Origin of the sequence: Dehalogenimonas sp. THU2, assembly GCF_039749495.1 — a bacterium.
In the GTDB taxonomy this organism is placed as follows: Bacteria; Chloroflexota; Dehalococcoidia; order Dehalococcoidales; family Dehalococcoidaceae; genus Dehalogenimonas.
In genome coordinates, this window is the sequence record NZ_JBDLLU010000018.1 from 1 (window position 1) to 24,965 (window position 24,965).

The window sequence follows — 24,965 nt, forward strand, 5'->3', positions numbered from 1 at the left end:
GGACGTCGCTACTTTTCTGTGGATTCGATGAAGAAAACGCTGGAAGGGGCGCAGGAGGAACCCCTTATCATGGCTTTACAACCTTAATGATTCGGGAAACCACCAATCATGAATTTACACCACTTGACGGGACACTACCCATCCCGCGTATGCCTTAGCTCTGGAGTACATATTTTAACCGTGTCCAGCTTGAAGGTTATCAAACTATCATATTAAATACGCATGTTGGCGGATAGTCAACATTCTCGGTTGGCCTTATAATTATACTAAAGGTTGGAACGCAATAAGCTGCGTCGGTCTAACCAAAGAAGAGTGGAGGAACTCAATTGCAAAAGTATCACAGTACAATGTCCCGCCGCGATTTCATGAAGGCACTGGGCGTGAGCGCGGCTGGTATCAGCACCGCCACTGCCTTGGCCCCGGCTTTTTCCGATCTCGATGAGATGGTCGCCAAAGAAGGCTTATACGGCAAACGTCCCTGGTGGATCAAAGAGCGCGAGCACTTGGACACCACCACCGAGATCGACTGGACCGAAATGAAGCGTTATTCTGAAAACGATACCATGCGCGGCACACATGCCGCTGAGTACCGGTTAAGTCTCTTTGATCAAACCGAATGGGATCGTCGTTCAGCTCTGAAGAAAGAAGAGGAGAAGAAATGGCTCCTTGAGGAAAAACCCGGTTACTCATTGAAGGATGTCGCCTATTCATCCAATGTTGGTAGCAATCAATCGGTTAGCCAGAGCTTCCTGGGCGCTCAGAAGGCTTCCACCCCCGAAGCCCGCGGCGTAGCCAAATGGGAAGGCTCCCCGGAAGAGGCGGCCTCCATGCTGCGCACCTTCCTGCGCTCCGTCGGCGCCATGAGTGTCGGTATTGTCGAATTGGAAGAGGGCAAGACTAAGAAGCTGATTTATGACTTCGAGAGTGGCGGTAAGATCCGCAACGTCTGGGAGGACACTGACACCGCCATCGTCCGCGACCTTGGCGGCGGTAACAAAGAACATGTCTTGCCCAATAAGTTCAAATACGCCATCGAAATCATCAACCAGGAGTCGATGAACCTGTTCAAGGTCAACCCCACCCTGCTGATGTCCCAGATCCGCTATGGCCGCAACGCCAACACCCAGGCGGCGACCATGGAGTTCATCCGCGGTTTGGGTTACCAGGCAGTTGGACAGTTCTCCATCAATGCTATCGGTATTGCCCCGGCCTTAGCCACTATCTCCGGCCGCGGCGAGATGGGCCGCATGAACCGCCTGATCACCCCGGAGCACGGTCCTATCGTCGGCGCCTTCACCATGCTGACCAACCTGCCCCTGGCCCCGGACAAACCTATCGACGCCGGTTATATGCGTTTCTGCAAGGACTGCATGAAATGCGCCGAAACATGCGCCGAGGGTGCGATCTCATTCGAGCGGGATCCCTATTGGGAGACCATCGGCGCTTGGAATAACGCTGGTCACCGGGCTTGGTTCGAGGATTCCCGCAAGTGCGCTGCTTACCGCGCCCTGCCCAGTGCCTGCACCTCCGGCAAATGTTTGGCCGTATGTACCTTCTCCAAGGACCACACTGCTGGTATCCACACTGTCGTTCAGGCGACATTGTCCGCCACTCCAGTGTTCAACGGCTTCTTTAAGGAGATGGACGATATCTTCTACCACGAAGGTCTGCACAATCCTGAGAAATTCTGGGATATCGAACTGCCGACCTACGCGATTGACTCAACCATCAACGGTAGAGACACGCACTCGTAACCCAAATAACACTCACTTGTGGAGAGGCACCCCATTCGGGGTGCCTCTTTTTGTTTCGAAGTGCCGTTCAGGGAAATCCGGCTTCCTTTCCAAACTAATAATAAAATCAGTAGCCTACGGGTCCCAAATTACGTAGTTTCCCCAATTCCCCCGCATTCCCTCAATAGAGTATGCTGCCCTCAAGGGGCATGATGGGGTAATTAACGTCAGCAAACAGTCCTGCTAGCGGGTGAAGACATGTGACCGATACCTGGGCTACACAAGATGCGCCACCGGTGCCAATATCCACCTGGATCCGGGCTGTTTGATTGAATGTAATGAGTTTGTACGTACAAATTATATCGTGTGGACTCTCGAAATCGCCCCTTTTTATATCTCGAAACGTTCGATGCCGGGTTAACAAACCCTGACGGGTCGTCGTTAATAAATCCAAGAGAGCGCCCGGATGACAGACATCGGTTTCCCGGAAATCAACGGAATCATAGCAGGCATCATTCCCCTGGCCCTGGGCATCCTCATCCTGATCTTTCCCAAGATCATCAACTACTTCATCGGCGCTTTCATGATCCTGGCCGGTATCGGCTGGATCGCGGGGGGCAGCGTCCTGGCCGGAACGGTCTCCATCGGTTTCGGCATCGTGGTATTCATGTTTCCGGCCATCCTCAATTACCTGGTGGCTGCATATTTGATCCTGGTCGGCATTTTCCTGCTCACAGCCGGTGCAACAGTCATCGGCGCCATTTCACTCATCGCCGGTGTTGTAATTCTTATCGCCCCGGAGATACTGAACATCCTGATCGCCATCTACCTCATCGCCGCGGGGCTTTTGGCCATGTTCGGAGACAGGCTGAACCTGTAATGCCGGACATGCTTCGATCCAATAAAACAAGCCGGCAAAGGAACCAGTAAATGTCCGTAACGCGACTCGCATCCACCATGGCGCTTATCGGCGGCGTATTGATGATCGTTTTCGGCGGGCTGGGACTGATAGGGTCTCACTTCAGCGGACTGTTTTTCGGCTGGAGATTCAGTTTCGGCGGGATCGTCACCATCGTCGGCGGCGTCATTGCCGTCATCGGGGCAAAACAGGCTGCCAATCTCGGCTGGGCTATCGTCCTTATCATCGTCGGGTCCATCGGCGGGGGGCTTGGCGGGTTTCTGGTACTGATCGGAGGAATATTTGGACTGGTGGCCGCCCTTACTCATCGTCCCTGATGGATAATTTTTAAGGAGGAAATAATGCAGAAGATCATCCACAACCTGTGGTACGACGATAAAGCCGAAGAAGCGGCAAATTTCTACGCCTCGCTTTTCAACAACTCGAAAGTCGGGGATATCACCCGGTATGGCGAGGCGGCGGCCGAGATCTCAGGTCAACCGAAAGGCAGTATTCTGACTGTAGAATTCCAGCTCGAAGGTCAGGAGTTCATCGCCCTGAATGGCGGCCAAGGACCAGAAGGAGATCGACCACTATTGGGAGAAGCTCACCGCAGGCGGCGAGGAAGTCCAATGCGGCTGGCTCAAGGATAAATATGGCCTATCCTGGCAGGTCACACCCACGATTCTTGACAAATTCCTGAAAGATCCTGATCCGGCGAAAGCCGAAAAGGTCATGAAGGTCTTTCTTCAGATGAAGAAGATCGATATCGCCGCTTTAAGACAGGCGTACGAGGGACGGTAGACTCACCCAACCGGGTATCTCCCTGAATAAAACAAAAAGCCCTGGCGGAATTATTCGAATAGAGCTTCGAGGCGAAGGTCATTGCTTTTTACGATTTTTGACTGTTTTACGCTTCGATTCATACCAACTAAAGGCGTTCACGGAATTCGATCGAACTTCGAATCTAATTTTAAACTGTTACCAACTGTGACCCAAAAGAGCCCCGGAATTGGTATGCTTCCATCCTATAATTACGTACTTCCACCAATTTCGGAACGGCACCAGATGGAGTATTCTATTTTCAGGTCGAACTGCCCAGCAATCTTAACCTCAGGGGACACACTCATAAATCGGTGGAGGAGGTGTACAAATAAGGCAAAACAGGTCCAAGGTCTCAATGTATCCGTATGTATAAGTGCAAATTAAAATGGAGGAAAGCAAAATGTTATCAAATAAGGCAGTTTATGCCACCTTACCAGCGGTTGAAATCAAGAGAGCTCGCAAATTCTATGAAGAAAAACTAGGACTTAAGATCGCCATGGAGGATCCATCTCCGGGATTCATGGTTATGGCAGGCGAGGGAACGATGTTCTATGTCTACCAGAGAGCTGCTACCAAGGCAGATCATACGGTCCTCGAATTCAAAGTGGACGATATTGAAACCGAAGTGAAGCATCTCAAGGACAAGGGCGTTAAATTCGAAAAATACGACATCCCGAGTATGGGTATCAAGACCGTAAATGGAGTTGCCACCATGGGATCCTCCAATGACCAGGAAAAAGCTGCCTGGTTCAAAGATACCGAGGGTAATATTATTGCGATTGGCCAAATGTCGAAGAGCGTCATAAGCAAGATCCAAGAAAAGAAAATGGCGGGGATGATGACTTAGTCAGTCCTAGAATGGACCGTCGGCGAATAACGAAGGGGTGGGGGACGCATGCCGCTTTAACTAAGCCTAGGCGGGAATCCCTCCGCCATGGTTGAACGGCGTTGAGTATCCGAAGATTGCTAGCCTTGGAAGTCTTGCCGATGGGCGCCGTGGTCATTTCAAAGCAGATGACCCATGGTCGAACCAGTTACTTTGGCTCTTCTGTCGCCCGGTGTTTTCCCTAAATAAACCAAGAAGCCCTGTTCGGATAAATCCGCCAGGGCTTTTTGAGTGCAAAATATAAAAAGTCTCCTGGCAATGGCATATTTTCCACAAGGGGTCGCCCCCTCAGTATCGTCTGCGCTGATGCGTTTCACGGCCGTGTTCGGGATGGGAACGGGTGGGACCACATCGCTCTAATCACCAAGAGACTCTTTAACGAAAGTAATTAAGTTGTTAATCTGAGCCTTTTTAAATACTGCCATTCATATTCGGTTATCTCAACTCTGAAGCAAGTCAAGCCCTTGACCATTAGTACCACTTAGCTGAACACATTACTGTGCGTACACCTGTGGCCTATCAAGCAGGTAGTCTACCTGCGGTCTTATCCTTCTCGCGAAGGAAGGGAGATCTAATCTTGGAGCTAGCTTCGCGCTTAGATGCTTTCAGCGCTTATCCATACCGGACTTGGCTACTCAGCAATGCCCCTGGCGGAACAACTGATACACCATTGGTCCGTCCTTCCGGGTCCTCTCGTACTACGGAAAGCCCCCCTCAAATCTCCGGACGCCCACCACGGATAGAGACCGACCTGTCTCACGACGGTCTGAACCCAGCTCGCGTGCCGCTTTAATGGGCGAACAGCCCAACCCTTGGGACCGATTCCAGCCCCAGGATGCGACGAGCCGACATCGAGGTGCCAAACCTTGCCGTCGATGTGAACTCTTGGGCAAGATAAGCCTGTTATCCCCGGGGTAGCTTTTATCCGTTAAGCCACGGCCCTTCCACAAGGAGCCGTAGGATCACTTTGCCCGACTTTCGTCTCTGCTCGACTTGTTGGTCTCACAGTCAAGCCTCCTTATGCCAATGCACTCTACGGGTGATTTCCATCCACCCTGAGGAGACCTTTGGGCGCCTCCGTTACATTTTGGGAGGCGACCGCCCCAGTCAAACTACCCACCAGACACTGTCCCCCGGCTTGCTCCGGGGTTAGAAACTAAATCCATCAAGAGTGGTATTTCAACGTTGGCTCCACCAGAGCTAGCGCTCCGGCTTCACAGCCTCCCACCTATCCTACACATGATAAACCCAGTCTCAGTGCCAAGTTGTAGTAAAGCTCCACGGGGTCTTTTTGTCCAGTGGCGGGAAACCCGCATCTTCACGGGTATTTCAATTTCGCCGAGTCCCTCGTTAAGACAGCGTCCAAGTTGTTACACCATTCGTGCGGGTCGGAACTTACCCGACAAGGGATTTCGCTACCTTAGGACCGTTATAGTTACGGCCGCCGTTCACTGGGGCTTCGGTTCAAAGCTTCGCTTGCGCTAACCTCTCCCCTTAACCTTCCAGCACTGGGCAGGTATCAGCCCCTATACATCAGCTTACGCTTTAGCAGAGACCTATGTTTTTGTTAAACAGTCACTCGGACCCCTTTAGTGTCACCGTTCATAGAACGGCACCCCTTATCCCGAAGTTACGGGGCTAAATTGCAGAGTTCCTTAACGAGGGTTATCTCGATCACCTTGGGACACTTACCCCCACCTACCAGAGTCGGTTTGCGGTACGGGCGCCACTGCTTCATTGGCAACGAGGGTTTTCTTGACGGTATGGACTCAGCTAGATCGTCTTGGATCTCTCCGTAACTTCCCCCGGCCTTCAGCTTAACGTGGGAGTGGATTTACCTGCCCCCACACGCCTTTGACCGGTGACACACCATGTCCGATGGGTATGCCTAACCTATCCTGCCGTGTCACCCCTTTGCCTCCACAGCGGCGGTGCTGGAATGATGACCAGCTGTCCATCGCTCTACGCCTTTCGGCCTCGGCTTAGGCCCGACTAACCCTACGCGGATTAACCTTGCGTAGGAAACCTTAGGTTTACGGTGGCTGTGTTTCTCACACAGCTTGCGCTACTCATGCCGACATTCTCTCTTCCCCCCGCTCCACCGTTACTCACATAACGACTTCACTGCGAGAGGAACGCTCCTCTACCACCACGACGAATCGTGGTCCATAGCTTCGGTGACAGACTTGAGCCCCGTTGGATTGTCGGCGCAGAATCACTTAACCAGTGAGCTATTACGCACTCTTTAAAGGGTGGCTGCTTCTAAGCCAACCTCCTGGCTGTCTAAGTAATTCAACTTCCTTTACCACTTAGTCTGCACTTAGGGACCTTAGCTGATGGTCTGGGCTGTTTCCCTTTCGACTACGGAGCTTAGCCCCCATAGTCTCACTCCCGGACTTGAGCTTATGGCATTCATGGTTTGGTTGAATTCGACAGGATCTCTCCCACCTAGTCCATCCAGTGCCTTACCTCCATAAGCGAACATCCGAGGCTGTACCTAGATACATTTCGAGGAGAACCAGCTATCCCCGGGTTCGATTGGCATTTCACCTCTATCCACAGTTCATCCGACAACTTTGCAACGTTGACCGGTTCGGGCCTCCACTTCGAGATTATCGAAGCTTCACCCTGACCATGGATAGCTCACCCGGCTTCGGGTCTAATCCGTGCAACAAATCGCCCTATTCAGACTCGCTTTCGCTACGGCTCCGCAACGTAGTTGCTTAACCAGGCTACACAGATTAACTCGTCGGCTCATTCTTCAATAGGCACGCCGTCATCCCGGTAAACCGGGACTCCGACTGCTTGTAAGCGTACGGTTTCAGATCTATTTCACTCCCCTCTCGGGGTATTTTTCACCTTTCCCTCACGGTACTAGTCCACTATCGGTCATCAAGAGTATTTAGCCTTACCATGTGGTCATGGTAGCTTCCCACAAGATTTCTCGTGTCCCGTGGTACTTAAGAACAAATTAAGGAGCCTAGCTCTTTCGTTTACCGGACTGTCACCGTCTATGGTGGCTCTTTCCAGAGACCTTCAACTAGAGTTCGGTTTGTAACTCCTTTGCCCGTCTAACGCCGGACGTCATCTGTCTTGCAACCCCTCGTAAGCTTAGGCCGTTAAACCACTTAGCTTAGGAGGTTTGGGCTTTTCCCTTTTCGCTCACCGCTACTAAGAGAATCTTATATTTTCCTCGGGGTACTGAGATGTTTCACTTCCCCCGGTTGCCTCTACTCAGCCTATGTGTTCAGCTGAGAGTGACCAGGTTTTACCTGGCCGGGTTGCCCCATTCGGAAATCCCCGGTTAAGCTTGTTAGACAGCTAGCCGAGGCTTATCGCAGTCTTACCACGTCCTTCATCGCCCCTTGATGCCAAGGCATCCACCGTACGCTCTTTCCCGCTTGACTTGCTTCAGATTTGAGATAACCTTACTATTTTATGGCAGTATTCAGTTTTAAAGGTTCAGTATAAATAAGAAACGGCCTGGTGTTTATCACCAAGCCGTCTTGGTTAACACCGTTTCTCTGCGCTTTATGTCGCTATTTTCAACATCTTGTTTTTCAAACGCGAAAGAAATAATAGCATATGCTCCCAAACCGTGTCAAGGCCCTAGGTAGCTTTGCGACAACAAAGGTGTAAAATTATTTTCGGACTTCCTTCAATTTATAGAAGGGAGACAACCCCCATGCGGCGTACCCGAAAATCGATTAACCAATGACAGTTCACCGGCGTACGATTCCGCCACATCGTTTATGGCCGTTCGTCTTGCCTTACCCCGCCCGCCTATCTATAATGCTTCTATCTAGTATACGGAGTGCTTATGGCTGAAACATCCCCCCCCGTAAAAACCCCTACCTATTATAGCGTCGCTTTCTGGCGGCGCTGGGCCAGACTCTATGACCGGGTGGTCACGCTGTCCTTCCTGCCCTTCGGCGGGGAGAAACATTTCCGCCGCAAGTTCGTGGCCATAGCTAAGTTGAACCCCACCGACCGGGTGCTGGACATCTGCTGCGGCACCGGATCCACGACGGCTATCATCGCACCGGAAGTGGACCAGGGCCACGTAACCGGAGTGGACCTTTCCCCGGACATGCTGGCTGTGGCCAAAAAGAAGGTAGTTGCCCCCTGGGTCAGTTTCCAGCGCGCCAGCGTGGACGCCCTGCCGTTCAGTGATAATTCCTTCGACCATGTCATCTGCTCCTACGGAATGCATGAGATACCGAAAAGCATTAGGGCTGCGGCGCTCAAAGAGGTGTATCGTGTGCTCAAACCGGGAGGCAAATTCCTGACTCTGGACTACGACATGCCGCGGAATTTTATTTTTCGATTTCCCATATCCGCTTTTGTTCGCGTCTTCGAGCATGATATCGCCTATCGCATGATGAAGGGGAACCTTTCCGCCGAGGTGGAGGAGGCGGGGATGCGGTTGTTATGCAAGAACGAGGCGTTGGGCGGGATGTTCCAGATTATCGACAGCGTGAAAGCATAGTTATGATTTACGGGTCACGAGTTGCTAGGCCGGCTACACCAACTCCAACCCTATATAAGTGAGCACTAATGTGGAAAATACAGTTCCCCTGAACATCGTTCGAATCGCGGAAAACTCAGCGGTGACGGTCGAGGATGAAGTCGCGCGTGAGGCTGCGCTGACCATCATCCTTAATGATACCGAACTGGTGACCATGCTGTGCTCCCCGGCAGAAGAACGCTGCCTCACGGCGGGGTTCCTAGCCGCCGAGGGACTCATCGAGACGGTGGACGACATCACCTCAATTCTGATTGATGAGACCCGCGGCATCGCAAGGGTGAGTACTGCTGTCCGGGGTGAGGCGGACCGCATCTGGAAACGCTTCATTTCCTCAGGCTGCGGCCGTGGCGCAACTTTCTACTCCGCCGCCGACGTTTCCAGTCCGCCGGTCGAATCATCGCTGACGATCGATCCCTTTCAAGTGTACCGCCTGATGCGCGCCTTTCAGGAACAGAGCGACGTGTTCAAGTCCACCGGCGGTACCCATGCGGCCGCACTGGCCTCCGGCAATACGATCGAACTTTTCTCCGAAGACATCGGCCGGCATAACGCGGTGGATAAGGTTTTCGGACGCTGCATCCTGGAAAACATCGAAACCAAAGATAAAATACTGTTGGTGACCGGGCGTATCTCATCGGAAATACTGCTCAAGGTGGCCCGCCGCGGCATACCAGCACTGATCTCAAAAAGCGCACCTACCGACTCTGGAGTGAAGCTGGCTGAAAAACTGGGGATCACCCTCATCGGTTTCGTACGAGGGCACCGAATGAATGTCTATGCCCATGCGGAGCGAATCGCGAGTCATGAGACATGAGTAATGAGGTAAATGGTGATGAATAACGACAGTATTGTGGCTAAGATCGACGCATTGAAAAAGGCTAAAGGCGCCGTCATCCTGGTCCACAACTACCAGTTGGGTGAGATACAGGACATCGCCGACTTCGTCGGAGATTCGCTGGAACTGTCGCAAAAAGCGGCGGCCACCAGGGCGAAGCTGATAGTCTTCTGCGGTGTTCACTTCATGGCCGAAACGGCGGCCATCATCGCTCCCGGCAGCAAGGTGGTGCTGCCCGACCTCCATGCCGGCTGTCCTATGGCTGATATGATCACCGCGGACGGACTCCGGCGCATGAAGGAACAATTGCCTGGGCGGCCGGTGGTTTGTTATGTCAACTCCACGGCTGAAGTCAAGGCCGAAAGCGACATCTGCTGCACCTCTGCCAACGCTGTGAAGGTAGTTGAAAGCCTGCCCGATGAAGAGGTCATATTTGTCCCCGACCAGTACCTGGGCTACTATGTGCAGCAGCAGACCGGCAAGCGCATCCATTTTTGGCCAGGATACTGTCCCACTCACGCCCGCATCCTGCCGGAACACATCCTGTCCTTGAAAGCCGAACACCCCGCCGCGATGGCCATGGTGCACCCGGAGTGCCGTCCGGAAGTCGCCGCCGTCGCTGACGCGGTGCTGTCCACCGGCGGCATGATCCGTTACGCCAAACAGCCGGAGATCAAGGAATTTATCGTCGGCACGGAAATGGGCATCATTCACCGGCTGCGGAAAGAGAACCCCGGCAAGAAGTTCTATCCGGTCTCCGAGCAGGCCGTGTGCCCCAATATGAAGCTCATTACCCTTGATAAGGTGCTCTATTCGCTAGAAACTGAAGCTCATGAGGTCACGGTATCGGAGGAAGTGGCTGAAAAAGCAAAGAGAGCGATCGAGAGGATGCTGGAGATCGCCTGAGCCTGCGAATGGAACGTATTATGAATGAAATCAGCGGTGTCATCGTCCTGGTTACAGCGGGTGATAACGAAGAAGCGAACCTCATTGCCCGTGTGCTCCTTGAACAGAAGAAAACGGCCTGCGTCAACATTATCGACGGCATGAGTTCGAATTACTGGTGGAAGGGCGCCATCGAGAACGTGACCGAAAGCCTGCTGGTGATCAAGACAAGTACGACGCTGTTGGATGCCGTGATCGAACTGGTCAAAGAGATCCACAGTTATGATAACCCGGAGATTATCGCGCTACCGATAATCGGCGGCAGCACCGAGTATCTGGAATGGTTGAGCGCTTCTCTGAAAACCGATCTCCCCAAAAACCCTGCTCCGTAGCTATTTTCACCTCCACGGGCGTATAATAACCCCAATTCAGGCCGAACGAATGTTTAAGACAATCAGGGAAGATATACGCAACGTTTTCACCAAGGACCCCGCCGCCCGGGGTACCTGGGAGGCCGTTTTCTGCTATCCCGGCCTGCACGCCCTCTGGGGCTACCGTATCTTCCACTGGTTTTGGCAGATCAAATGGCATTTCCTGGCGCGGTGGCTTTCGCACGTCACCCGCTTCCTGACCGGCATCGAGATCCACCCCGGCGCCACCATCGGCCGCCGCTTTTTCATCGATCACGGCATGGGTGTCGTCATCGGCGAGACGAGCGTCATCGGTGACGATGTGCTCATCTATAAAGGGGTGGTGCTGGGAGGTACAAGCCTTTCTAAAGGCAAACGCCACCCGACGCTCGAAAACAACGTAGTCATCGGTTCCAATGCCACGGTGCTGGGTAACATCACCCTGGGCGAGGGCGCCCGCGTCGGCGCTGGCTCGGTCGTGGTCAAGAGCGTACCGGCAGGCGCGACTGTAGTGGGCATTCCTGGACGAGTGGTCGAGGAGCATAAACCCCAAACCGTCACCGATCTGGAGCACGGCAAACTGCCGGATCCGGTAGCCGAGGCGGTGCGTTATATTCTGGCGGAACAGGCCAAGATAGAAAAACGGTGTGAAGAACTGGAAAAACTGGGCGGCATCATACCTCCTGAAGACGAACTTAAAGACCGCCTAGGGGAACTGGCGAAAGAATTCGATGACGGCAGCGGGATTTAAGTCTCCGGCCTAGATAATAGCCCATCCCCTCCCCCGGCGTCTCCCCCCTGTGGTATCATTGACGTTATGCGTTATGCTGTAATTGCCGATATTCATGCCAACCTGGAGGCTTTTAGTGCCATTCTTGCCGATATCGGGCGTCGCGGCGGAGTGGATGAATACTGGGTGCTGGGGGACATCACCGGTTACGGTCCTGACCCCCACGCCTGCATCGAATTGGTGAGGAGACTACCGGGTGCGGTGGTCGCCGGCAATCATGACGCCGCCGCGGTGAGACGATACCCGCTCCATAGCTTCAACCCCGAAGCCGCCGCCGCGGTGGAGTGGACGGAAGGCCATCTCAGCGATGGGGATATCCAATACCTGCGTTCACTGCCGGCGACGCTGGAACTCCAAGGATTCACCCTGACGCACGGCAGTCCCCGGCAACCGGGGAGGGAGTACATCTCATCGATCCCGACGGCGGGCCAGATCTTCGAGATCATGACGACGCCTCATGCCATGGTCGGCCACACCCACCAGCCCGCGGTGTTCAAGCGGGAGGAAAGCGGCGCGGTGGTTTACATACCGTTCAAGCCGGGCATCGGGCTGGTGGTGGGTAAGGGCAGATTCATCATCAATCCAGGCAGTGTAGGTGAGCCGCGAGACGGCGACCCGCGGGCGAGTTACGCTATCTACGACAACGAAGCGACGATAATCCGATTGTACCGCGTCTCCTATGATGTCGGCGCTACCCAGGACAGGATGATATCCGAAAACCTGCCGGTGCGACTGGCGGCGAGGCTGGGGAGGGGACAATGAGTGTAAAAGAAATTCGAAATCCGAATATCACCCTTCGACAAGCTCAGGACCGAAACGAATCCCCGGTTAACGGCATGACCTCGCCGCCCTCTCTCATGGCGGAAACCCGCGGCTTACTGGAACGGTTCAACCTGTCCGCCCGCAAAGGGTTGGGGCAGAACTTCCTCATCGACCGAGGCATCCTGGGCAAGATCGTCGAAGCGGCCGGGGTTGATAAGAGCGATACCGTCGTCGAGGTCGGTCCGGGGCTGGGAGTGTTGACCCGCGCCCTCGCCGAACAGGCAGGCAAGGTGATCGCTGTCGAACTCGACCGCAACATGACGGCGCTGCTGCGGGAAACGCTGGCCGGATTAACCAACGTCGAGATCGTCGAACGCGATATTTTAGACACGCCGGTCGAATCGCTGATAGGGGATTCTTCCTATTATAAAGTAGTGGCCAACCTGCCCTATTACATCACCTCGCCCGCCCTGCGGCACTTCCTGGAAGCGGTGCGCCAGCCGCGAACCCTGACGGTCATGGTGCAAAGGGAAGTGGCGCGGCAGATCACGGCTAAGCCGCCGGAAATGAGCCTGTTATCCCTCGGCATCCAGGTGTTCGGCCGGCCGAAGATCATCGGCTACGTGCCCGCCGGGGCATTTCACCCGCCGCCGAAGGTGACCTCAGCCATATTACACATCGACGTATTGCCTGAGCGGCGGCTGTCCGGGGCCGATGAGCAGCAATTCTTCAGGCTGGCGCGGGCGGGCTTCGGGACGCGGCGCAAGCAACTGGCTAACGCCTTGGCATCCGGTCTCGATCTCGACAAAGCGGCGACCATCGAGACATTGCGGCGGGCGGGCATCGACCCGGCGCGGCGGGCGGAGACGCTCTCCATCGAAGACTGGATAAAACTGCTCGATGCCTGGAAGGCGGCGCATGTTTAAGCTTACCGCCCCGGCCAAGATCAACCTGGCGCTCGAGGTGTTGGGCAAGAGGCCTGACGGCTATCATGAGATCAAGAGCGTGGTGCAGGCTATCGACCTGGCCGATGAATTGGAATTCGAACTCGCCGGCGACTTGGATATCACCGCCGACCTGCCCGGCTGGGAAGCCAAAAAAAGCTTGGTTTCCAGGGCGGCCCAATTGCTAAAACCTTACTGCCGAGGCGTTTGCGGCGCCAGTATCCGGGTAAAGAAACGCATACCCCTGATATCAGGCCTGGGCGGCGATTCATCTGACGGGGCGGCGGCGCTTAAAGGTCTCAACCGGTTATGGGGGCTGGGGCTGGGCGAGGGATCGCTGATGGAAATGAGCGCCGCGCTCGGTTCCGACGTGCCCTTCTTCTTCTGCGGGGGCACGGCGCTCATCGAGGGGCGGGGGGAACTGGTTTCCCCTCTGGGGGCACTCCCGCAGACATGGGTGGTGCTGCTGATTCCGCCTGTGACGGCGGAGAGCGGCAAGACGGCCCGACTCTATGGCAGTCTCAAACCTAACGACTTCAGCGACGGGTCGAGGACGGAGGAACTAGCCGAAACGCTCATCGCGGGCCGACCGGCGGAGCCGTCGCTCCTGGGCAACGCCTTTGAACAGGCTACTGGCGCATTATGGCCAAAGATAGAGGAGTACCGCTGGCGCTTCCTGATGGCCGGGGCGCCGAGAGTTCACCTGTCCGGCGCTGGTCCGGCGCTCTTCAGCCTGCACCGCGACAGGGCGGCGGCGGAAAAGATCTATCGCAAGCTCAAGGAAGACAAGCTGGCAACGTACCTGGCACGAACTATCGGGTATGCAGGGTAGGAACGATTTGACAGCTTGCTTCAACAACAAGGTATCGTATAGACATGGGTAAAACCGGTCCCACCCGATCAAAGAACGGATTCTTCGGATTCCTGACCGGGCAGCCCGTGTTCCTGCGAAGCATTTACGCCGAAACGCTGCTGGAAAACTTCTTCGTGTCCGCGGTGGCCTCGGTACTGGCGATCCGGCTTTATCTCCAGGCCACCGGCTTCCCTCAACTCGGGGTCGGTCCGCTGCATATCGCCCATATGCTGTGGGGCGGCCTGCTCATGCTCATCGCGCTGGCCATACTGCTGGCCTTCCTGGATCACCGGGCTAAAGTTATCGCGGCGGTGGTGGGGGGAATCGGTTTCGGCGCATTCATCGATGAGCTCGGTAAGTTCATCACCAAGGACAACGATTACTTCTTCCAGCCGGCGATCGCGCTGATCTATATCGTCTTCGTGCTGATTTTTTTCGGCATCCGGGCCATCGGCCGGCGCAGGTCACTGTCCAGTGACGAATGTCTGGCCAATATATTCGATATCGCCAAGCGGGGAAGCCTGGCCGGATTGGACGAGGAGGAGCAGGGGGAAGCCCTGGAGCTGCTGGATGGTTGTGAGGCCACACCGGTGCGGGATAACCTGGCCGCCATCCTAAGGAACACGCAGGTTTCGGTATCGCGGCCGCCCCGGCCTTTGGCCCGATTCCACGCAACGCTGGACAGGTTCTACGAATGGGCGGCAGGCAGGTGGTGGTTCAGCGGCATCATCATCACCTTCTTCGCCTTTACCGCGGTGACCTCGGTGGCGGCGGTGGTGGCAGTCGTCGAATGGTCGACGGGTTTGATCATGTGGCTGGCGGCGGGTGTGATCATATTGTTGGCGCTGCTCTGGTCAAGCCACATCAAGACGCGGTACCTCAATATCCTGATCTTCATCAGCATCGTCATCGTTTCGATCCTGATAAGCTGGGCTATCTTGGGTAATCTCAAGGGATTGCCTCTCACGATCATCGATTGGGCGCAGTTGATCTCGCCCGGTGTATCCGGAATACTTATCGCGCTGGGCATATTCACGCTGCCGCGTTCACGTTTGAGGGCATACCAGATATTCCGCTGGGCGATACTGGTTTCCATCTTCCTGACCCAGGTGCTGTCCTTCTACGAGCAACAGCTATTTGCTGTGCTCGGCCTTGTTCTGGATGTCCTGATTCTGGTGGCATTGCGTTATATGATCGCGCACGAGCATATCAGGAGAGAGAAGCGGGAAAGCGGCTCACTTTCAACCGGAATGAAAGTTAACCCTGACTGACCGGCCATAGTCCGGTAAAGGGCGACAGTGCCAGGAAAAAGAGCAGGTGGGCTGCTAAAAATATGCCGATGCCCCAATAGACCAGTTTCAGGCGTTTTTTGGTTTGTAGGCGGATGTCCTCTGGTATGTCTTCGTCGGTGAGAGCTTGGATCTCAACCGGTGGCGGTTCTTCGATAAGCTCGGTATCGGGCAAGATCTCTGCTTCGATGACCTCAGCCTGAGTTTCAAGCGTTAAATCCTCGATGTCAATGGCATCGGCTGAAGCCTGGATTTGGGTTGCCAAAAACTGAGCCGACGGCCGGCGCGCCCATTCCAGCGCCTTTTCCATGAATACCGCGATTCCCACCACTATTCCGCCAACGATTGGGACGAAATAGAAGATATAGGTGATGCGATCGGTGATATAGCCGATGACGATCCAGACGATCAGCGTGGCGAAGATCCAGGCGGCGGCGAAGAAAGCCGTTTCGTGTTTGCGCCTGATGCCCAGCCAGGCGGTCCAGATGAAGACCGGTATCGTCAGTGCCCAGACGGTGGGGTTGACCGCGCTGATATACTGCGGACTCCACCAGAAAGGCATCACCTGGTACCCCAGTACCCATTGCCACGGGTGGACGGCGGAGGGATGGGTAGAGTTTTCGAACGTAATCGTGGTCGGGACACTGACAAGGGTGGCGGCGCGTTCCAGTGGATTGGACCATTCTCCGGTGAGGATGAATTCCAGCCCCGGTATCAGGAGCAGCACACCGACATAGGCGGCCAGGCCGGAAGCAGCCAGTGTCAGGGCGCGGTCCCGGCGGAAGAAAAGCCAGTGCAATCCGATGGCCGTGACACCGAAGATGGCGGTGAGCTTACACAGGGCGGCCAGCGCCAGCAGGGCGACCGCGGCGGGGTATTTACGGGCGAGGTAAGCCCAGAAACCGCCCAGCATGAGCGCTACGGTGAAGATATCCAGCATGGCTACGCTGGCCATTAGATAGATCGAATTCTCGAAAGCGACCATGGCTGTCGCTACGTTGGTGACCAGATTGGAAAACTTCAACTCACGGCAGATGAGGTAGAAGAAGAAGATGGTGATAAGGCCGAAAACCGCCGGCATGATTCGCCAGCCAAAAGGGTTATCGCCAAAGATCTGCATCCCGGCGGTGATAAACAATTTTGCCAGCGGCGGGTGTTCCGCCTGTTGGAGTTCTCCTTGCTGGAGATATTCCCGCCCCGCCTCTACATAATAGGCTTCATCGAGTACCATCTCGTTTGGGAACCACAGGAGCCCCAGATGCGATATGAAGGAAACGACCAGGATAATAGCCAGCCACGCGTGAGGCCAGCGACGGAAACGGGCGAATTTTTCTTTGAATTTACTCATGCGATACCGATATATAGTCATAACGACGGGAGGGGTGTCAATGTTAGCTTTCGGGCGGGCTGACAGGGAGAGAAACGGCTGTGGGACGAATACTACCCGTATTACCAATACCACCAAACCCAATAACTATTTTCAAACGGCGCGGTCCAGCAGCAGCCGCCACCAGAAGATGCGCCAGAGGCTGGTGCCGGTTTTTAGGTCTGCATTCAGTCCCGCGGTGATTCTCCTGAAGAGTATCATTACTGCCAGACCGGCGAAGCCCCATATCACCGGACGAGGTTCGCCCAGTAGCCAGGCGACGATAGGCAGCAGGATAAATGTCAGCGCCACGGCCACAGGCAGGGCATTGCTCTGGCCGGCGCCGAGCCTGAAAGTTTGTTCCATGGATATGCCTTTCTGCCGTAGTGCTCTGACCAGCTTGCCGACCAGAGCCAACACTACCGGAATGAGCGCGATAGCCGCCGGCGTGACCGCCAGAGCCAGGGCGGCACCAAAGGCGGTGGTATTGCCCTTTTCACCGTTGAAGCGCCGGAATACCGTCCACATCTGACCGGCGGTCGCGGCCAAAGCGCAGAAAACGACGATCGCGATGTCGAAATCCAGCCACCCCGCCATCCAGACCGCCAGAGCCCCTTTGCCGACGTCGATGGCGATAGCGATCAAACCCCATTGCGCCCCGGCCTTCTGCCAAAGTGCGATATGGAGGTCACCGACTGGTTCGATGCGGTGCAGCCTAGCCAGAATGAGCAGATGCGGGAAAGCGCCGATGAAATAGGCGGCGACGACGATGGCGATGCCGTTCAACAAGGGTCACCTCCGGTGCAGGATAACGGGGTTCGAAACTCCGCCGATGATTAAACAGTCAATATTAGCACGTACCGGGAAAACCTTCATAAAAGTGTTAAAAATAGTTCTTTACATTGAACGATGATTCAAGATATTATATCTCCAATACCTAGTCACCGCCCCCCGAAAATTTACCAGGAGGGAATTCAGATGACCGTTAAGGTAGTTACCGACACCACCGCCGACCTGCCCCCGGCTCTCGCCGCCGAACTGGGAATCACAGTCATCCCGTTGTATTTACGCTTCGGCGAACAGGTATACCGGGATCACGTGGACATCACCCAGGACGAATTCTATGCCCGTCTCCCCGTCGATCCGGTGCATCCAAACACCTCACAGCCGTCACCTCAGGATTTCCTTGACGTATATGAGAAACTGGCGGTTGATACCGACGGCATAATTTCCATCCATATTTCTAAGAAGCTCAGCGGTACCTGGGATTCGGCGATACAGGCGAAGGCGATGCTGGGCGGTAAAACCGCTGTCACTGTCATCGATTCCCAATCGGTATCCATGGGGCTGGGTCTCCTGGCTGTTATGGCCGGGCGGATGGCCAAGCAGGGCGCCAAGCTGGAAGAAATCGCCGCCGCGGTTGAAAAAGCCGTGCCTCAGATGCACCTGTTAGGCATCTTCGACACCCTGAAATACCTGGCGGCCGGCGGGCGTATTGGAAAAGCCAAGGCACTGGTGGGATCGATACTATCCGTCAAACCGGTCCTCACCGTCAAAGACGGCGAGATGCATCCGGCGGGACAAGTCAGGAGCCGGGCTAAAGGTATCGAACGCCTGTTGGAATGGGCGAATGGGTTCGACAATGTCGAGGAGTTCGCCGTAGTGCATACCACCACTCCGGACGAAGCCGAGATGATGGCTGGACGCCTGACCGCAAAGTTGCCCCGGGAAAAGATCATCGTCTCCCGGCTGGGAGCGGTGCTGGGGGCCCACGCAGGCCCAGGGACCTTGTTCGTGGTGGCGCGGACTAAAGGATAACGGATACGGGGCAAATGCCCCATGCTTCTGCACTTAGGACATGTTCACTAATCTCCTCTCTCGAGAGGAGATTAGTGTTGTCGATTTGGGGGCCTTTTCGATGTCCCCCTGTCTGTCGTTGTTAAGTTGTTATTTTTCTTCTGCTGTCTGTGAAGCCGGATTTAATGGATTATAAAAACTCGTTCCTGTTGATACGTTCATCACGGCGGACTTTGGCGCTGGAGGTCAAGCCCGACGCCTCCCTGGTGGTCCGGGCGCCCCGGCGCACGCCGGTGGATGAGGTGCACCGTTTCATCGCCAAGCACAGTGAGTGGATCGACCGTAAGCAGATGGTGGCGCTGGAGAGGCCCCGTCCGTCGGTGAAATCGTTCGTGGAAGGCGAAGAATTCCTGTTCCTTGGTTCGATGTGCCGCTTATGCCTTGTCGATACCGCCTCATGCGACGTCGATTATGACGGCAGGAGCCTAATACTGGCGACTGCAGCGTTTCCGCGAGCACGGGAAATGATGATCGGGTGGTACAAGAAACAGGCTCGAAAGGTTTTTAGCGAACGCATCGATCACTACGCGCCGGTCATGGAATGCTTTCCATCGATAATCAGAATCACCAGCCCTGCCCGGCGCTGGGGTTCGTGTGGGGCGGGGGGCAGCATCAATCTTAACTGGAAGTTGATAATGGCACCCCTGGAAGTAATTGACTACCTCATCGTACACGAGCTAGCGCATATCCGCCACCGCGGGCACTCCAGGGAATTCTGGGATTTCGTGAAGGCATTCTGTCCCGGCTATACCCGCTATCAGCTCTGGCTCAAGGATCACGGACACCTGCTGGAGATATAGCACCAAGTCATCAAAACACCCCGTCACCCATCCTCGTTGGTACGCAGTAACACCGTCCTCCTACAAAGGGCATTCCCGATAATATTTCCCGACATTATCGGTTTACTCACCTTTATTAGTAATAGTTATTCCTACTATTAACTATTTTTATTAAAAATACGCATAATGGCGTATTGACTTTTAGGTCTATCAGGTTATAATAAGCAACAGCAACATAATTATCAATACCACTGTAGATTATAATAGAAAGGAAACCATTTCTAAAATCCCTCTATTTGTCGACGGTTCCAAAAAACACAAAAAAGGAGAAACAGAATGAAAGGGTTCCATACAACAGTCAATCGACGCGAGTTCATGAAAGGCCTGGGGTTAGCCGGAGCGGGCATCGGCGCCGCCTCGCTGGTTGCCCCGAGCTTCCAGGACATGGATGAGATGATAGCCTCCCCCAAGGCCAATTTCCGCCATGCATGGTGGATCAAGGAGCGCGAGGCCTACAACCCCACCGCCGAAACCGACTGGTCCCAGATAGTTCAGTGGAAACGCGGCCCTACCAATCCCAAAGCGACACCCTGGTATTTGGCTAAGGGTGTCAAGGACACAGAAAATATCGATAACCATATGTCAACCGGAAAATGGGCACGTCCATTTTTAGCCGTAAAGGCAGGTTCAAGCGACACCCTGGGCACGGCTCCTTCACAATTAACCAAACTTGCTGATGAAGATAAATGGCGGGGCACTCCGGAAGAAGCGGCCAACATCATTCGAGCCGGTATGAGCTACCTGGGTTCTCCGGAAGTCCATTTCCTGCGAATCGACGAAAAAACCCGGAGACTCTTTCAGAAGGATTCTTCGCTTGCGACTATCGAGGAAGGCAATTGCAAATCAATTATCGTCTCAATGATCCGCAAGGATATCGCGCTTTCCCGCCGCGGCGGAGCCGATCCCTTCGGGTACAGCCACAACAGCGTCATCAACGCCCGGGAAATCAAATTCATCACCAACCTGGGTTACAATTGCGTCAGCGTGCCTAACCCGTCAAACTCCGCTTTTGGTATTCTTTCTGGCGGCGCCGAACTGAGTCGTATCGACCATTCCTGCTCACCTCGCTTCGGTATGGCTATCAAGGTATTCAATGTTTACGCCACCGACCTGGAATTGCCGGAAGACAAGCCCATCGATGCCGGTATCTTCCGCTTCTGCCATACGTGCAAGGTCTGTGCCGAGAATTGTGTCCTTCAGGGAGACGGTGTCAGCGCGCTGTCGATGGAAACCGAGCCGACCTGGGACCTGCCAACCCGCCTACCGGCTTCAGACGGTAGCACATTCGACTACAAGCGTCCAGGTGTCAAGAAATGGTTCTGCGATTTCGCCTACTGCCGGTGTATCCATGCCTGCTGGCAGGACTGCACCTTCAATCAGTTGAACAACGCCTTTGCCCATGACCTCATACGCATGACGATACCGCAGACCGGTGTCTTCAACGGCTTCTTCGCCAGCATGGACCGGGTGTTCGAGTATGGCAGCAAGCCCCATGAGTATTCCCCGGCCGGATATCAGCGGACGGCGGATGGTGTTGAAGAATGGTGGCGGCGTGACCTCACCACATGGCCGTACGATGTCCATCCCGGTAGTGACAACCTTATATAGCTATACTATAATCAGACGCAACTGAGCGACGGCCCTCAAGCCAACCCTTGGGGGCCGTCGGCTATTCAACTGGTCAGGGGAAGAGGTCATGAATTATACCGCTGCGGAGTTGGGGTCTTCGTGGGATGAAAATGGTGCGTTGCATGACTTCAGCGGGGTCATGGTGATAACTTCATCGATCGGTGGTTCCAGTATCTGGGGACCCGCCGTTCAATCAGCCTTCCTTCCCTTATATCTCACTGCCATGTTCCATAAGTGCCGGAATTGCGGTAAGTGCTGCCGGGCGTTCGATTCTAAATTAGCCAGGGGGGTTGAGCTTACGGCGGCGGAAGCGCATACCTTGCAATCATTCTGTCGCGTGACCAGAAGAGCCGGAAAACACCTGCTCAAATATCCCTGCGCTCTGCAACAGAATCATAAATGTACCCGGTACATACATCGGCCGTTTTGTTGCCGCGCTTTTCCCGTGGTAAACGAATCCGGACCTGACTTATCGGTTTCCCTGGCCGTATTCATGGCATGTCCGGCCGGCAAGGGAACTTATGTTACCGCTTCATTGTTCCTCCAGGAATTGCGGCAACTGGCGCGGAACCTCGGGCATATCGATCGTGAACTCAGTTTTGCTGATTTGGAGCAGCTAAAAACCAAATTCGACCCGAATAGTGTTTCACCGGCAGATATGGAATATATCAAAGAAACAGCCCGGCAATTGGGCCTGGAGACGGAGTAGATGGGAAACCCAGAAGAACAACGACCGCAAGATTTCCTTGGCGCCGTCAGAAAGATAGTCGCTAAAGAGACCGCTAAAAAACCAGCGCTGCCAGATAGTGCATCAAACACTTCATCGATTGAACCGGTGAGGGGACTGACGCGCTTCGAACTTGAAAAGAATTGGGATGAAGAAGCGGCTCGCAACGGTGTCGAGCGTATAATGGGCATCTCTTCATTAAGATTCAACAAGAGTAATCCGTTCTGGGGCCAGGGAAAACTCATGGATTTCCTGCCCCTCTACCTGGTTGCCCGGTTTCTCAAGTGCCAGCAATGCAGTCGTTGTTGCCGGCCGAATTTCCTCTATTGGGATAAAGGGGTGGTGCTTTCTCGCGAAGAGGCCTTGCGCCTCAAGCATCTCTGCAAGCTGGAAAAACGCAACGGTGTTTTCATTATGAAGTACCCCTGCCCGCTGCTGAATGGCAAGCACTGCCGTCATTACCGGTCACGTCCAGCCGGTTGCCGGCTGTTTCCATTCAACCGGTGGTATGACGATGCTGCCGGTGAAGAAGGATTAGGCGTGTTGATGCATTGTCCCGCGGCGAAGGAATTTTATGTAACAGTCAGTCTTTTCATGCCGATTTTATTCAAATTCGTCGCGGAACGGGTTCAGGCGGGAGCGGAGGGGTTCACATTCGAGGACTTGGACGTGTTGAGCGCCAAATTCGGGCCAAACAAGATAAGCCCGGAAGATTTAAACTATATTCTTGAGAAGGCTGGTATCAGTTGACCCCTGTTGTTCTATGAGCAACATCGCCTGTTGAAATAGGGATCTACATCTTAAACGGAGCCATCAGCCAAAAACAGCGAACTCATCCAGTTGATACCCCATCTTGTTTATAATCATTTAGGTTAGGTAGATCGATCACAAGTTTTTCCACCGATTTTGGCATTTGTATCTTCGCACTCACTCTCGCTCATTAACCCCGCCTGAGTCATATAATGCTGAGCACTTGTCTGGGTATTTTCTTATCCCGTGTTCACTGACAAAGTACAAACGGTTTCATTATCTAAAAAATACGCATAAAGTACAAGTATGATTAATACTTTAGTACGATGTCAAACCTAGCTATGAGTGCTAGTATGGCATTACAACAAGTAACGTCTTGGTTAGGCATTAACACCTTCATGGCAGAGTGAACCAGACATCGCATTGAATCATCAGGAAAAGGAGGCAACTGGCTAAAATCACGAAGACCCGGTACAACTCTCTGGAATGAATTAATGGAGGTTTTATGAAAGGGTTTCACACTACGGTAAATCGCAGGGATTTCATGAAAGGTCTGGGGCTGGCCGGAGCAGGCATCGGCGCAGCCTCGCTGGTGGCGCCGCAATTTCAAGACATGGATGATGTTTTATCATCTCCGAAGTCTAACTTTAAACATGCCTGGTTTGTTAAAAACAGAGACGCCTTCAACCCCACGGTCGAAATCGACTGGGATCAGATCAAGCCTTGGAAACTAGATGCCGAATGGGGGAACTTCCAGAAAATCCAAAATGCAGATGTTCTCCCGGGGTTTCTGGATAACCAAAAAAACCTTCAGGCGTTGAAAGCCCAGTGGCGAACTGAACAAAGAGAACGTTATGATATCAAGTTTGACGCTTTAAGTGGTTCTGCCAACTTCTGGTCTTCAAGTGCTACAGCCGGTTCCCCGGCGGCAACAGGATTCACTGACGTAGCCGCTGATACCAGATGGCGAGGTACCCCGGAAGAAGCAGCCCGCATCGTTCGTGCCGCGTTCAGTTATCTTGGCATGCCGGAGGTCCATTTCCTCTCCGCTACCGATCAAAGAATTATCAATCTCGGTTCCCAGGGGACTTTGACGGATACCCAGGTGGACGCCAAAGTCAAGTCTCTGATCGTAGCCGTCCAACGCAAAGATATAACTATCGGGCGCAATAGTACGGGGGACCCCTACGGCTATAGTCATCGCAACCTTCTCCTAAGGAGACAAACGGAGTTTATCACCCGCTTGGGTTATAATTGTGTCGGTGAAGTAAGCGGCCCCAACGCAGCTTATGGCGCGCTTGGCGGTGGTAGCGAAATGAGCCGCCTGGATCACTCGGTTAGCCCCAGGTTCGGTGCGGGTATCAAGGTCTGGACTATGCTCGCCACCGACCTGGAACTACCCGAAGATACCCCGATCGATGCCGGTATTTTCAGATTCTGCGCCAACTGTATGACCTGCGCCGATATGTGCCGCTTGAACGGCAACTTCTGCCTTTCCGAAGAGCGCGAACCTTCTTGGGAATCCCACAATACGCTTCCACCCGCAGCCGTGGCGGCTGGTGTCAGCACCTGGGACTACAAACGCCCCGGTGTCAAAAGGTATTTTGCCGACTACGCCTATTGTGACCGCGGCAATTGCCTCCAGCACTGCTGGGGGCAGTGCGTTTTCAATGAGCTGACCGACGCCGGGATTCATTCATTCCTGAAACCGGTGATTGCCACGCTTGGCGGCGGACCCGGACAGGTTTTCGACAAAGCCATCATGGCTGTCGAAGGTGTAATGCCATTCGGTGTTCGTACTTTCGAAGAACAATTCGAGAGTATCGAACGATGGTGGAACCGGGATCTGTCAAAATGGCATTATGATGAACAAACTGGAGCTGGAAGCAGTACCCTTTACTAGTCTCAGTTCCCTGAAGCATCAACCGGCGGCCTCTTTGAGAGGCCGCCGGTTTTATATCTGAACCGCTTGATCGAGCAGCGATAAGTGAATAATATAAATCGAGGCCCGGTGATTAACCGGGCCTCGATTGTCGATACACCATTTCTTATTGTAGAAATTTGTATCAGGCGGTCTTTCTGTTTCTCCTCCAGACCAGCATGCCGGCTACCGCCAGCAGGATCAGAGAGGGAAGGCCAAGCGCCATGAGCAGATAACC

Annotated in this window: 21 protein-coding genes, 2 rRNA genes and 1 pseudogene; 20 read left to right on the forward strand and 4 right to left on the reverse strand. The window is 54.1% G+C overall.

All coding sequences use genetic code 11. The annotated features are described in order from the left end of the window. Positions 1–326 precede the first annotated feature (326 nt). From ABFB09_RS08660 to ABFB09_RS08680, 5 genes and pseudogenes are all read left to right on the forward strand, one after another. Positions 327–1,754, forward strand: coding sequence for a reductive dehalogenase (locus ABFB09_RS08660; protein WP_347001105.1), 1,428 nt, complete (start codon positions 327–329; stop codon positions 1,752–1,754). A 445-nt stretch (positions 1,755–2,199) separates the two neighbouring features. After that, complete coding sequence (locus tag ABFB09_RS08665; protein ID WP_347001106.1) at positions 2,200–2,613, forward strand: DUF3096 domain-containing protein; 414 nt, start codon at positions 2,200–2,202, stop codon at positions 2,611–2,613. A gap of 50 nt (positions 2,614–2,663) precedes the next feature. After that, the gene (locus ABFB09_RS08670) at positions 2,664–2,969 is read left to right on the forward strand and encodes a hypothetical protein (RefSeq protein ID WP_347001107.1); all 306 of its coding nucleotides are present in this window, start codon (positions 2,664–2,666) and stop codon (positions 2,967–2,969) included. 24 nt (positions 2,970–2,993) lie between these two features. Beyond that, positions 2,994–3,249, forward strand: a pseudogene (locus tag ABFB09_RS08675) (VOC family protein); the annotation flags it as partial. Positions 3,250–3,841: 592 nt separating this feature from the next. After that, positions 3,842–4,303, forward strand: a complete 462-nt coding sequence (locus tag ABFB09_RS08680; protein ID WP_347001108.1) for a VOC family protein — start codon at positions 3,842–3,844, stop codon at positions 4,301–4,303. Between the two features lie 289 nt (positions 4,304–4,592). On the opposite strand, the gene rrf is transcribed toward ABFB09_RS08680, so the two are convergent. Together rrf and ABFB09_RS08690 are read right to left on the reverse strand one after the other, a co-directional pair. Further along, positions 4,593–4,710 (reverse strand): 5S ribosomal RNA (gene rrf / locus ABFB09_RS08685). A gap of 84 nt (positions 4,711–4,794) precedes the next feature. Continuing rightward, positions 4,795–7,749, reverse strand: a 23S ribosomal RNA gene (locus tag ABFB09_RS08690). Between the two features lie 413 nt (positions 7,750–8,162). Between ABFB09_RS08690 and ABFB09_RS08695 the strand changes: the two genes are divergently transcribed. The 9 genes from ABFB09_RS08695 (at position 8,163) to ABFB09_RS08735 (ending at position 15,620) form a co-directional block, all read left to right on the forward strand. After that, the gene (locus ABFB09_RS08695; RefSeq protein ID WP_347001109.1) at positions 8,163–8,831 is read left to right on the forward strand and encodes a methyltransferase domain-containing protein; all 669 of its coding nucleotides are present in this window, start codon (positions 8,163–8,165) and stop codon (positions 8,829–8,831) included. 70 nt (positions 8,832–8,901) lie between these two features. Then, the gene (fdhD, locus tag ABFB09_RS08700; RefSeq protein WP_347001110.1) at positions 8,902–9,684 is read left to right on the forward strand and encodes a formate dehydrogenase accessory sulfurtransferase FdhD; all 783 of its coding nucleotides are present in this window, start codon (positions 8,902–8,904) and stop codon (positions 9,682–9,684) included. Positions 9,685–9,702: 18 nt separating this feature from the next. Continuing rightward, positions 9,703–10,611: a quinolinate synthase NadA gene (gene nadA / locus ABFB09_RS08705; RefSeq protein ID WP_347001111.1), complete on the forward strand. Its 909-nt coding sequence runs from the start codon at positions 9,703–9,705 to the stop codon at positions 10,609–10,611. Between the two features lie 20 nt (positions 10,612–10,631). Beyond that, positions 10,632–10,982: a divalent-cation tolerance protein CutA gene (cutA, locus tag ABFB09_RS08710; protein ID WP_347001112.1), complete on the forward strand. Its 351-nt coding sequence runs from the start codon at positions 10,632–10,634 to the stop codon at positions 10,980–10,982. A gap of 49 nt (positions 10,983–11,031) precedes the next feature. Further along, the gene (gene cysE, locus ABFB09_RS08715; protein WP_347001113.1) at positions 11,032–11,751 is read left to right on the forward strand and encodes a serine O-acetyltransferase; all 720 of its coding nucleotides are present in this window, start codon (positions 11,032–11,034) and stop codon (positions 11,749–11,751) included. Between the two features lie 66 nt (positions 11,752–11,817). Next, the gene (locus ABFB09_RS08720; protein ID WP_347001114.1) at positions 11,818–12,552 is read left to right on the forward strand and encodes a metallophosphoesterase family protein; all 735 of its coding nucleotides are present in this window, start codon (positions 11,818–11,820) and stop codon (positions 12,550–12,552) included. Between the two features lie 74 nt (positions 12,553–12,626). Next, a complete protein-coding gene (gene rsmA / locus ABFB09_RS08725) occupies positions 12,627–13,478 on the forward strand; it encodes a 16S rRNA (adenine(1518)-N(6)/adenine(1519)-N(6))-dimethyltransferase RsmA (protein ID WP_347001125.1) in 852 nt (283 codons plus the stop codon). Further along, on the forward strand, positions 13,471–14,328 hold the full coding sequence (gene ispE / locus ABFB09_RS08730; protein ID WP_347001115.1) for a 4-(cytidine 5'-diphospho)-2-C-methyl-D-erythritol kinase: 858 nt from the start codon (positions 13,471–13,473) through the stop codon (positions 14,326–14,328). Before rsmA ends, ispE begins: the two co-directional genes overlap by 8 nt. Before the next feature lie 44 nt (positions 14,329–14,372). Further along, positions 14,373–15,620: a hypothetical protein gene (locus ABFB09_RS08735; protein WP_347001116.1), complete on the forward strand. Its 1,248-nt coding sequence runs from the start codon at positions 14,373–14,375 to the stop codon at positions 15,618–15,620. Here the strand turns inward: ABFB09_RS08735 and ABFB09_RS08740 are convergent. Together ABFB09_RS08740 and ABFB09_RS08745 are read right to left on the reverse strand one after the other, a co-directional pair. Further along, entirely contained in the window at positions 15,607–16,986 is a 1,380-nt protein-coding gene (locus tag ABFB09_RS08740) for a glycosyltransferase family 39 protein (RefSeq protein ID WP_347001117.1), read from the reverse strand. The two genes, ABFB09_RS08735 and ABFB09_RS08740, sit on opposite strands and share 14 nt — an antisense overlap. A 132-nt stretch (positions 16,987–17,118) precedes the next feature. Further along, positions 17,119–17,793, reverse strand: coding sequence for a glycerol-3-phosphate acyltransferase (locus ABFB09_RS08745; RefSeq protein ID WP_347001118.1), 675 nt, complete (start codon positions 17,791–17,793; stop codon positions 17,119–17,121). 189 nt (positions 17,794–17,982) lie between these two features. On the opposite strand from ABFB09_RS08745, the gene ABFB09_RS08750 reads away from it, so the two are divergent. The 6 genes from ABFB09_RS08750 (at position 17,983) to ABFB09_RS08775 (ending at position 24,709) form a co-directional block, all read left to right on the forward strand. Further along, positions 17,983–18,822, forward strand: a complete 840-nt coding sequence (locus ABFB09_RS08750; protein WP_347001119.1) for a DegV family protein — start codon at positions 17,983–17,985, stop codon at positions 18,820–18,822. Positions 18,823–18,986: 164 nt separating this feature from the next. Then, positions 18,987–19,661 carry a SprT family zinc-dependent metalloprotease gene (locus ABFB09_RS08755; RefSeq protein ID WP_347001120.1) on the forward strand — a complete coding sequence of 225 codons (675 nt, stop codon included), beginning with the start codon at positions 18,987–18,989 and terminating at the stop codon, positions 19,659–19,661. Between the two features lie 315 nt (positions 19,662–19,976). Continuing rightward, complete coding sequence (locus ABFB09_RS08760; protein WP_347001121.1) at positions 19,977–21,308, forward strand: reductive dehalogenase; 1,332 nt, start codon at positions 19,977–19,979, stop codon at positions 21,306–21,308. An 88-nt stretch (positions 21,309–21,396) separates the two neighbouring features. After that, positions 21,397–22,038, forward strand: a complete 642-nt coding sequence (locus ABFB09_RS08765) for a YkgJ family cysteine cluster protein (protein ID WP_347001122.1) — start codon at positions 21,397–21,399, stop codon at positions 22,036–22,038. Continuing rightward, on the forward strand, positions 22,039–22,806 hold the full coding sequence (locus tag ABFB09_RS08770) for a YkgJ family cysteine cluster protein (RefSeq protein WP_347001123.1): 768 nt from the start codon (positions 22,039–22,041) through the stop codon (positions 22,804–22,806). A gap of 505 nt (positions 22,807–23,311) precedes the next feature. Continuing rightward, positions 23,312–24,709, forward strand: a complete 1,398-nt coding sequence (locus tag ABFB09_RS08775) for a reductive dehalogenase domain-containing protein (RefSeq protein WP_347001124.1) — start codon at positions 23,312–23,314, stop codon at positions 24,707–24,709. Positions 24,710–24,965: the final 256 nt, after the last annotated feature.

Excerpts from the sequence above, each read along its gene's own strand:
- ABFB09_RS08665 (WP_347001106.1), top strand. The coding sequence starts at position 2,200 with ATGACAGACATCGGTTTCCCGGAAATCAACGGAATCATAGCAGGCATC.
- ABFB09_RS08670 (WP_347001107.1), top strand. The coding sequence starts at position 2,664 with ATGTCCGTAACGCGACTCGCATCCACCATGGCGCTTATCGGCGGCGTA.
- ABFB09_RS08680 (WP_347001108.1), top strand. The coding sequence starts at position 3,842 with ATGGAGGAAAGCAAAATGTTATCAAATAAGGCAGTTTATGCCACCTTA.
- ABFB09_RS08695 (WP_347001109.1), top strand. The coding sequence starts at position 8,163 with ATGGCTGAAACATCCCCCCCCGTAAAAACCCCTACCTATTATAGCGTC.
- nadA (WP_347001111.1), top strand. The coding sequence starts at position 9,703 with ATGAATAACGACAGTATTGTGGCTAAGATCGACGCATTGAAAAAGGCT.
- cutA (WP_347001112.1), top strand. The coding sequence starts at position 10,632 with ATGAATGAAATCAGCGGTGTCATCGTCCTGGTTACAGCGGGTGATAAC.
- cysE (WP_347001113.1), top strand. The coding sequence starts at position 11,032 with ATGTTTAAGACAATCAGGGAAGATATACGCAACGTTTTCACCAAGGAC.
- ABFB09_RS08720 (WP_347001114.1), top strand. The coding sequence starts at position 11,818 with ATGCGTTATGCTGTAATTGCCGATATTCATGCCAACCTGGAGGCTTTT.
- rsmA (WP_347001125.1), top strand. The coding sequence starts at position 12,627 with ATGACCTCGCCGCCCTCTCTCATGGCGGAAACCCGCGGCTTACTGGAA.
- ispE (WP_347001115.1), top strand. The coding sequence starts at position 13,471 with ATGTTTAAGCTTACCGCCCCGGCCAAGATCAACCTGGCGCTCGAGGTG.
- ABFB09_RS08735 (WP_347001116.1), top strand. The coding sequence starts at position 14,373 with ATGGGTAAAACCGGTCCCACCCGATCAAAGAACGGATTCTTCGGATTC.
- ABFB09_RS08740 (WP_347001117.1), bottom strand. The coding sequence starts at position 16,986 with ATGAGTAAATTCAAAGAAAAATTCGCCCGTTTCCGTCGCTGGCCTCAC.
- ABFB09_RS08750 (WP_347001119.1), top strand. The coding sequence starts at position 17,983 with ATGACCGTTAAGGTAGTTACCGACACCACCGCCGACCTGCCCCCGGCT.
- ABFB09_RS08755 (WP_347001120.1), top strand. The coding sequence starts at position 18,987 with ATGGATTATAAAAACTCGTTCCTGTTGATACGTTCATCACGGCGGACT.
- ABFB09_RS08760 (WP_347001121.1), top strand. The coding sequence starts at position 19,977 with ATGAAAGGGTTCCATACAACAGTCAATCGACGCGAGTTCATGAAAGGC.
- ABFB09_RS08765 (WP_347001122.1), top strand. The coding sequence starts at position 21,397 with ATGAATTATACCGCTGCGGAGTTGGGGTCTTCGTGGGATGAAAATGGT.
- ABFB09_RS08770 (WP_347001123.1), top strand. The coding sequence starts at position 22,039 with ATGGGAAACCCAGAAGAACAACGACCGCAAGATTTCCTTGGCGCCGTC.
- ABFB09_RS08775 (WP_347001124.1), top strand. The coding sequence starts at position 23,312 with ATGAAAGGGTTTCACACTACGGTAAATCGCAGGGATTTCATGAAAGGT.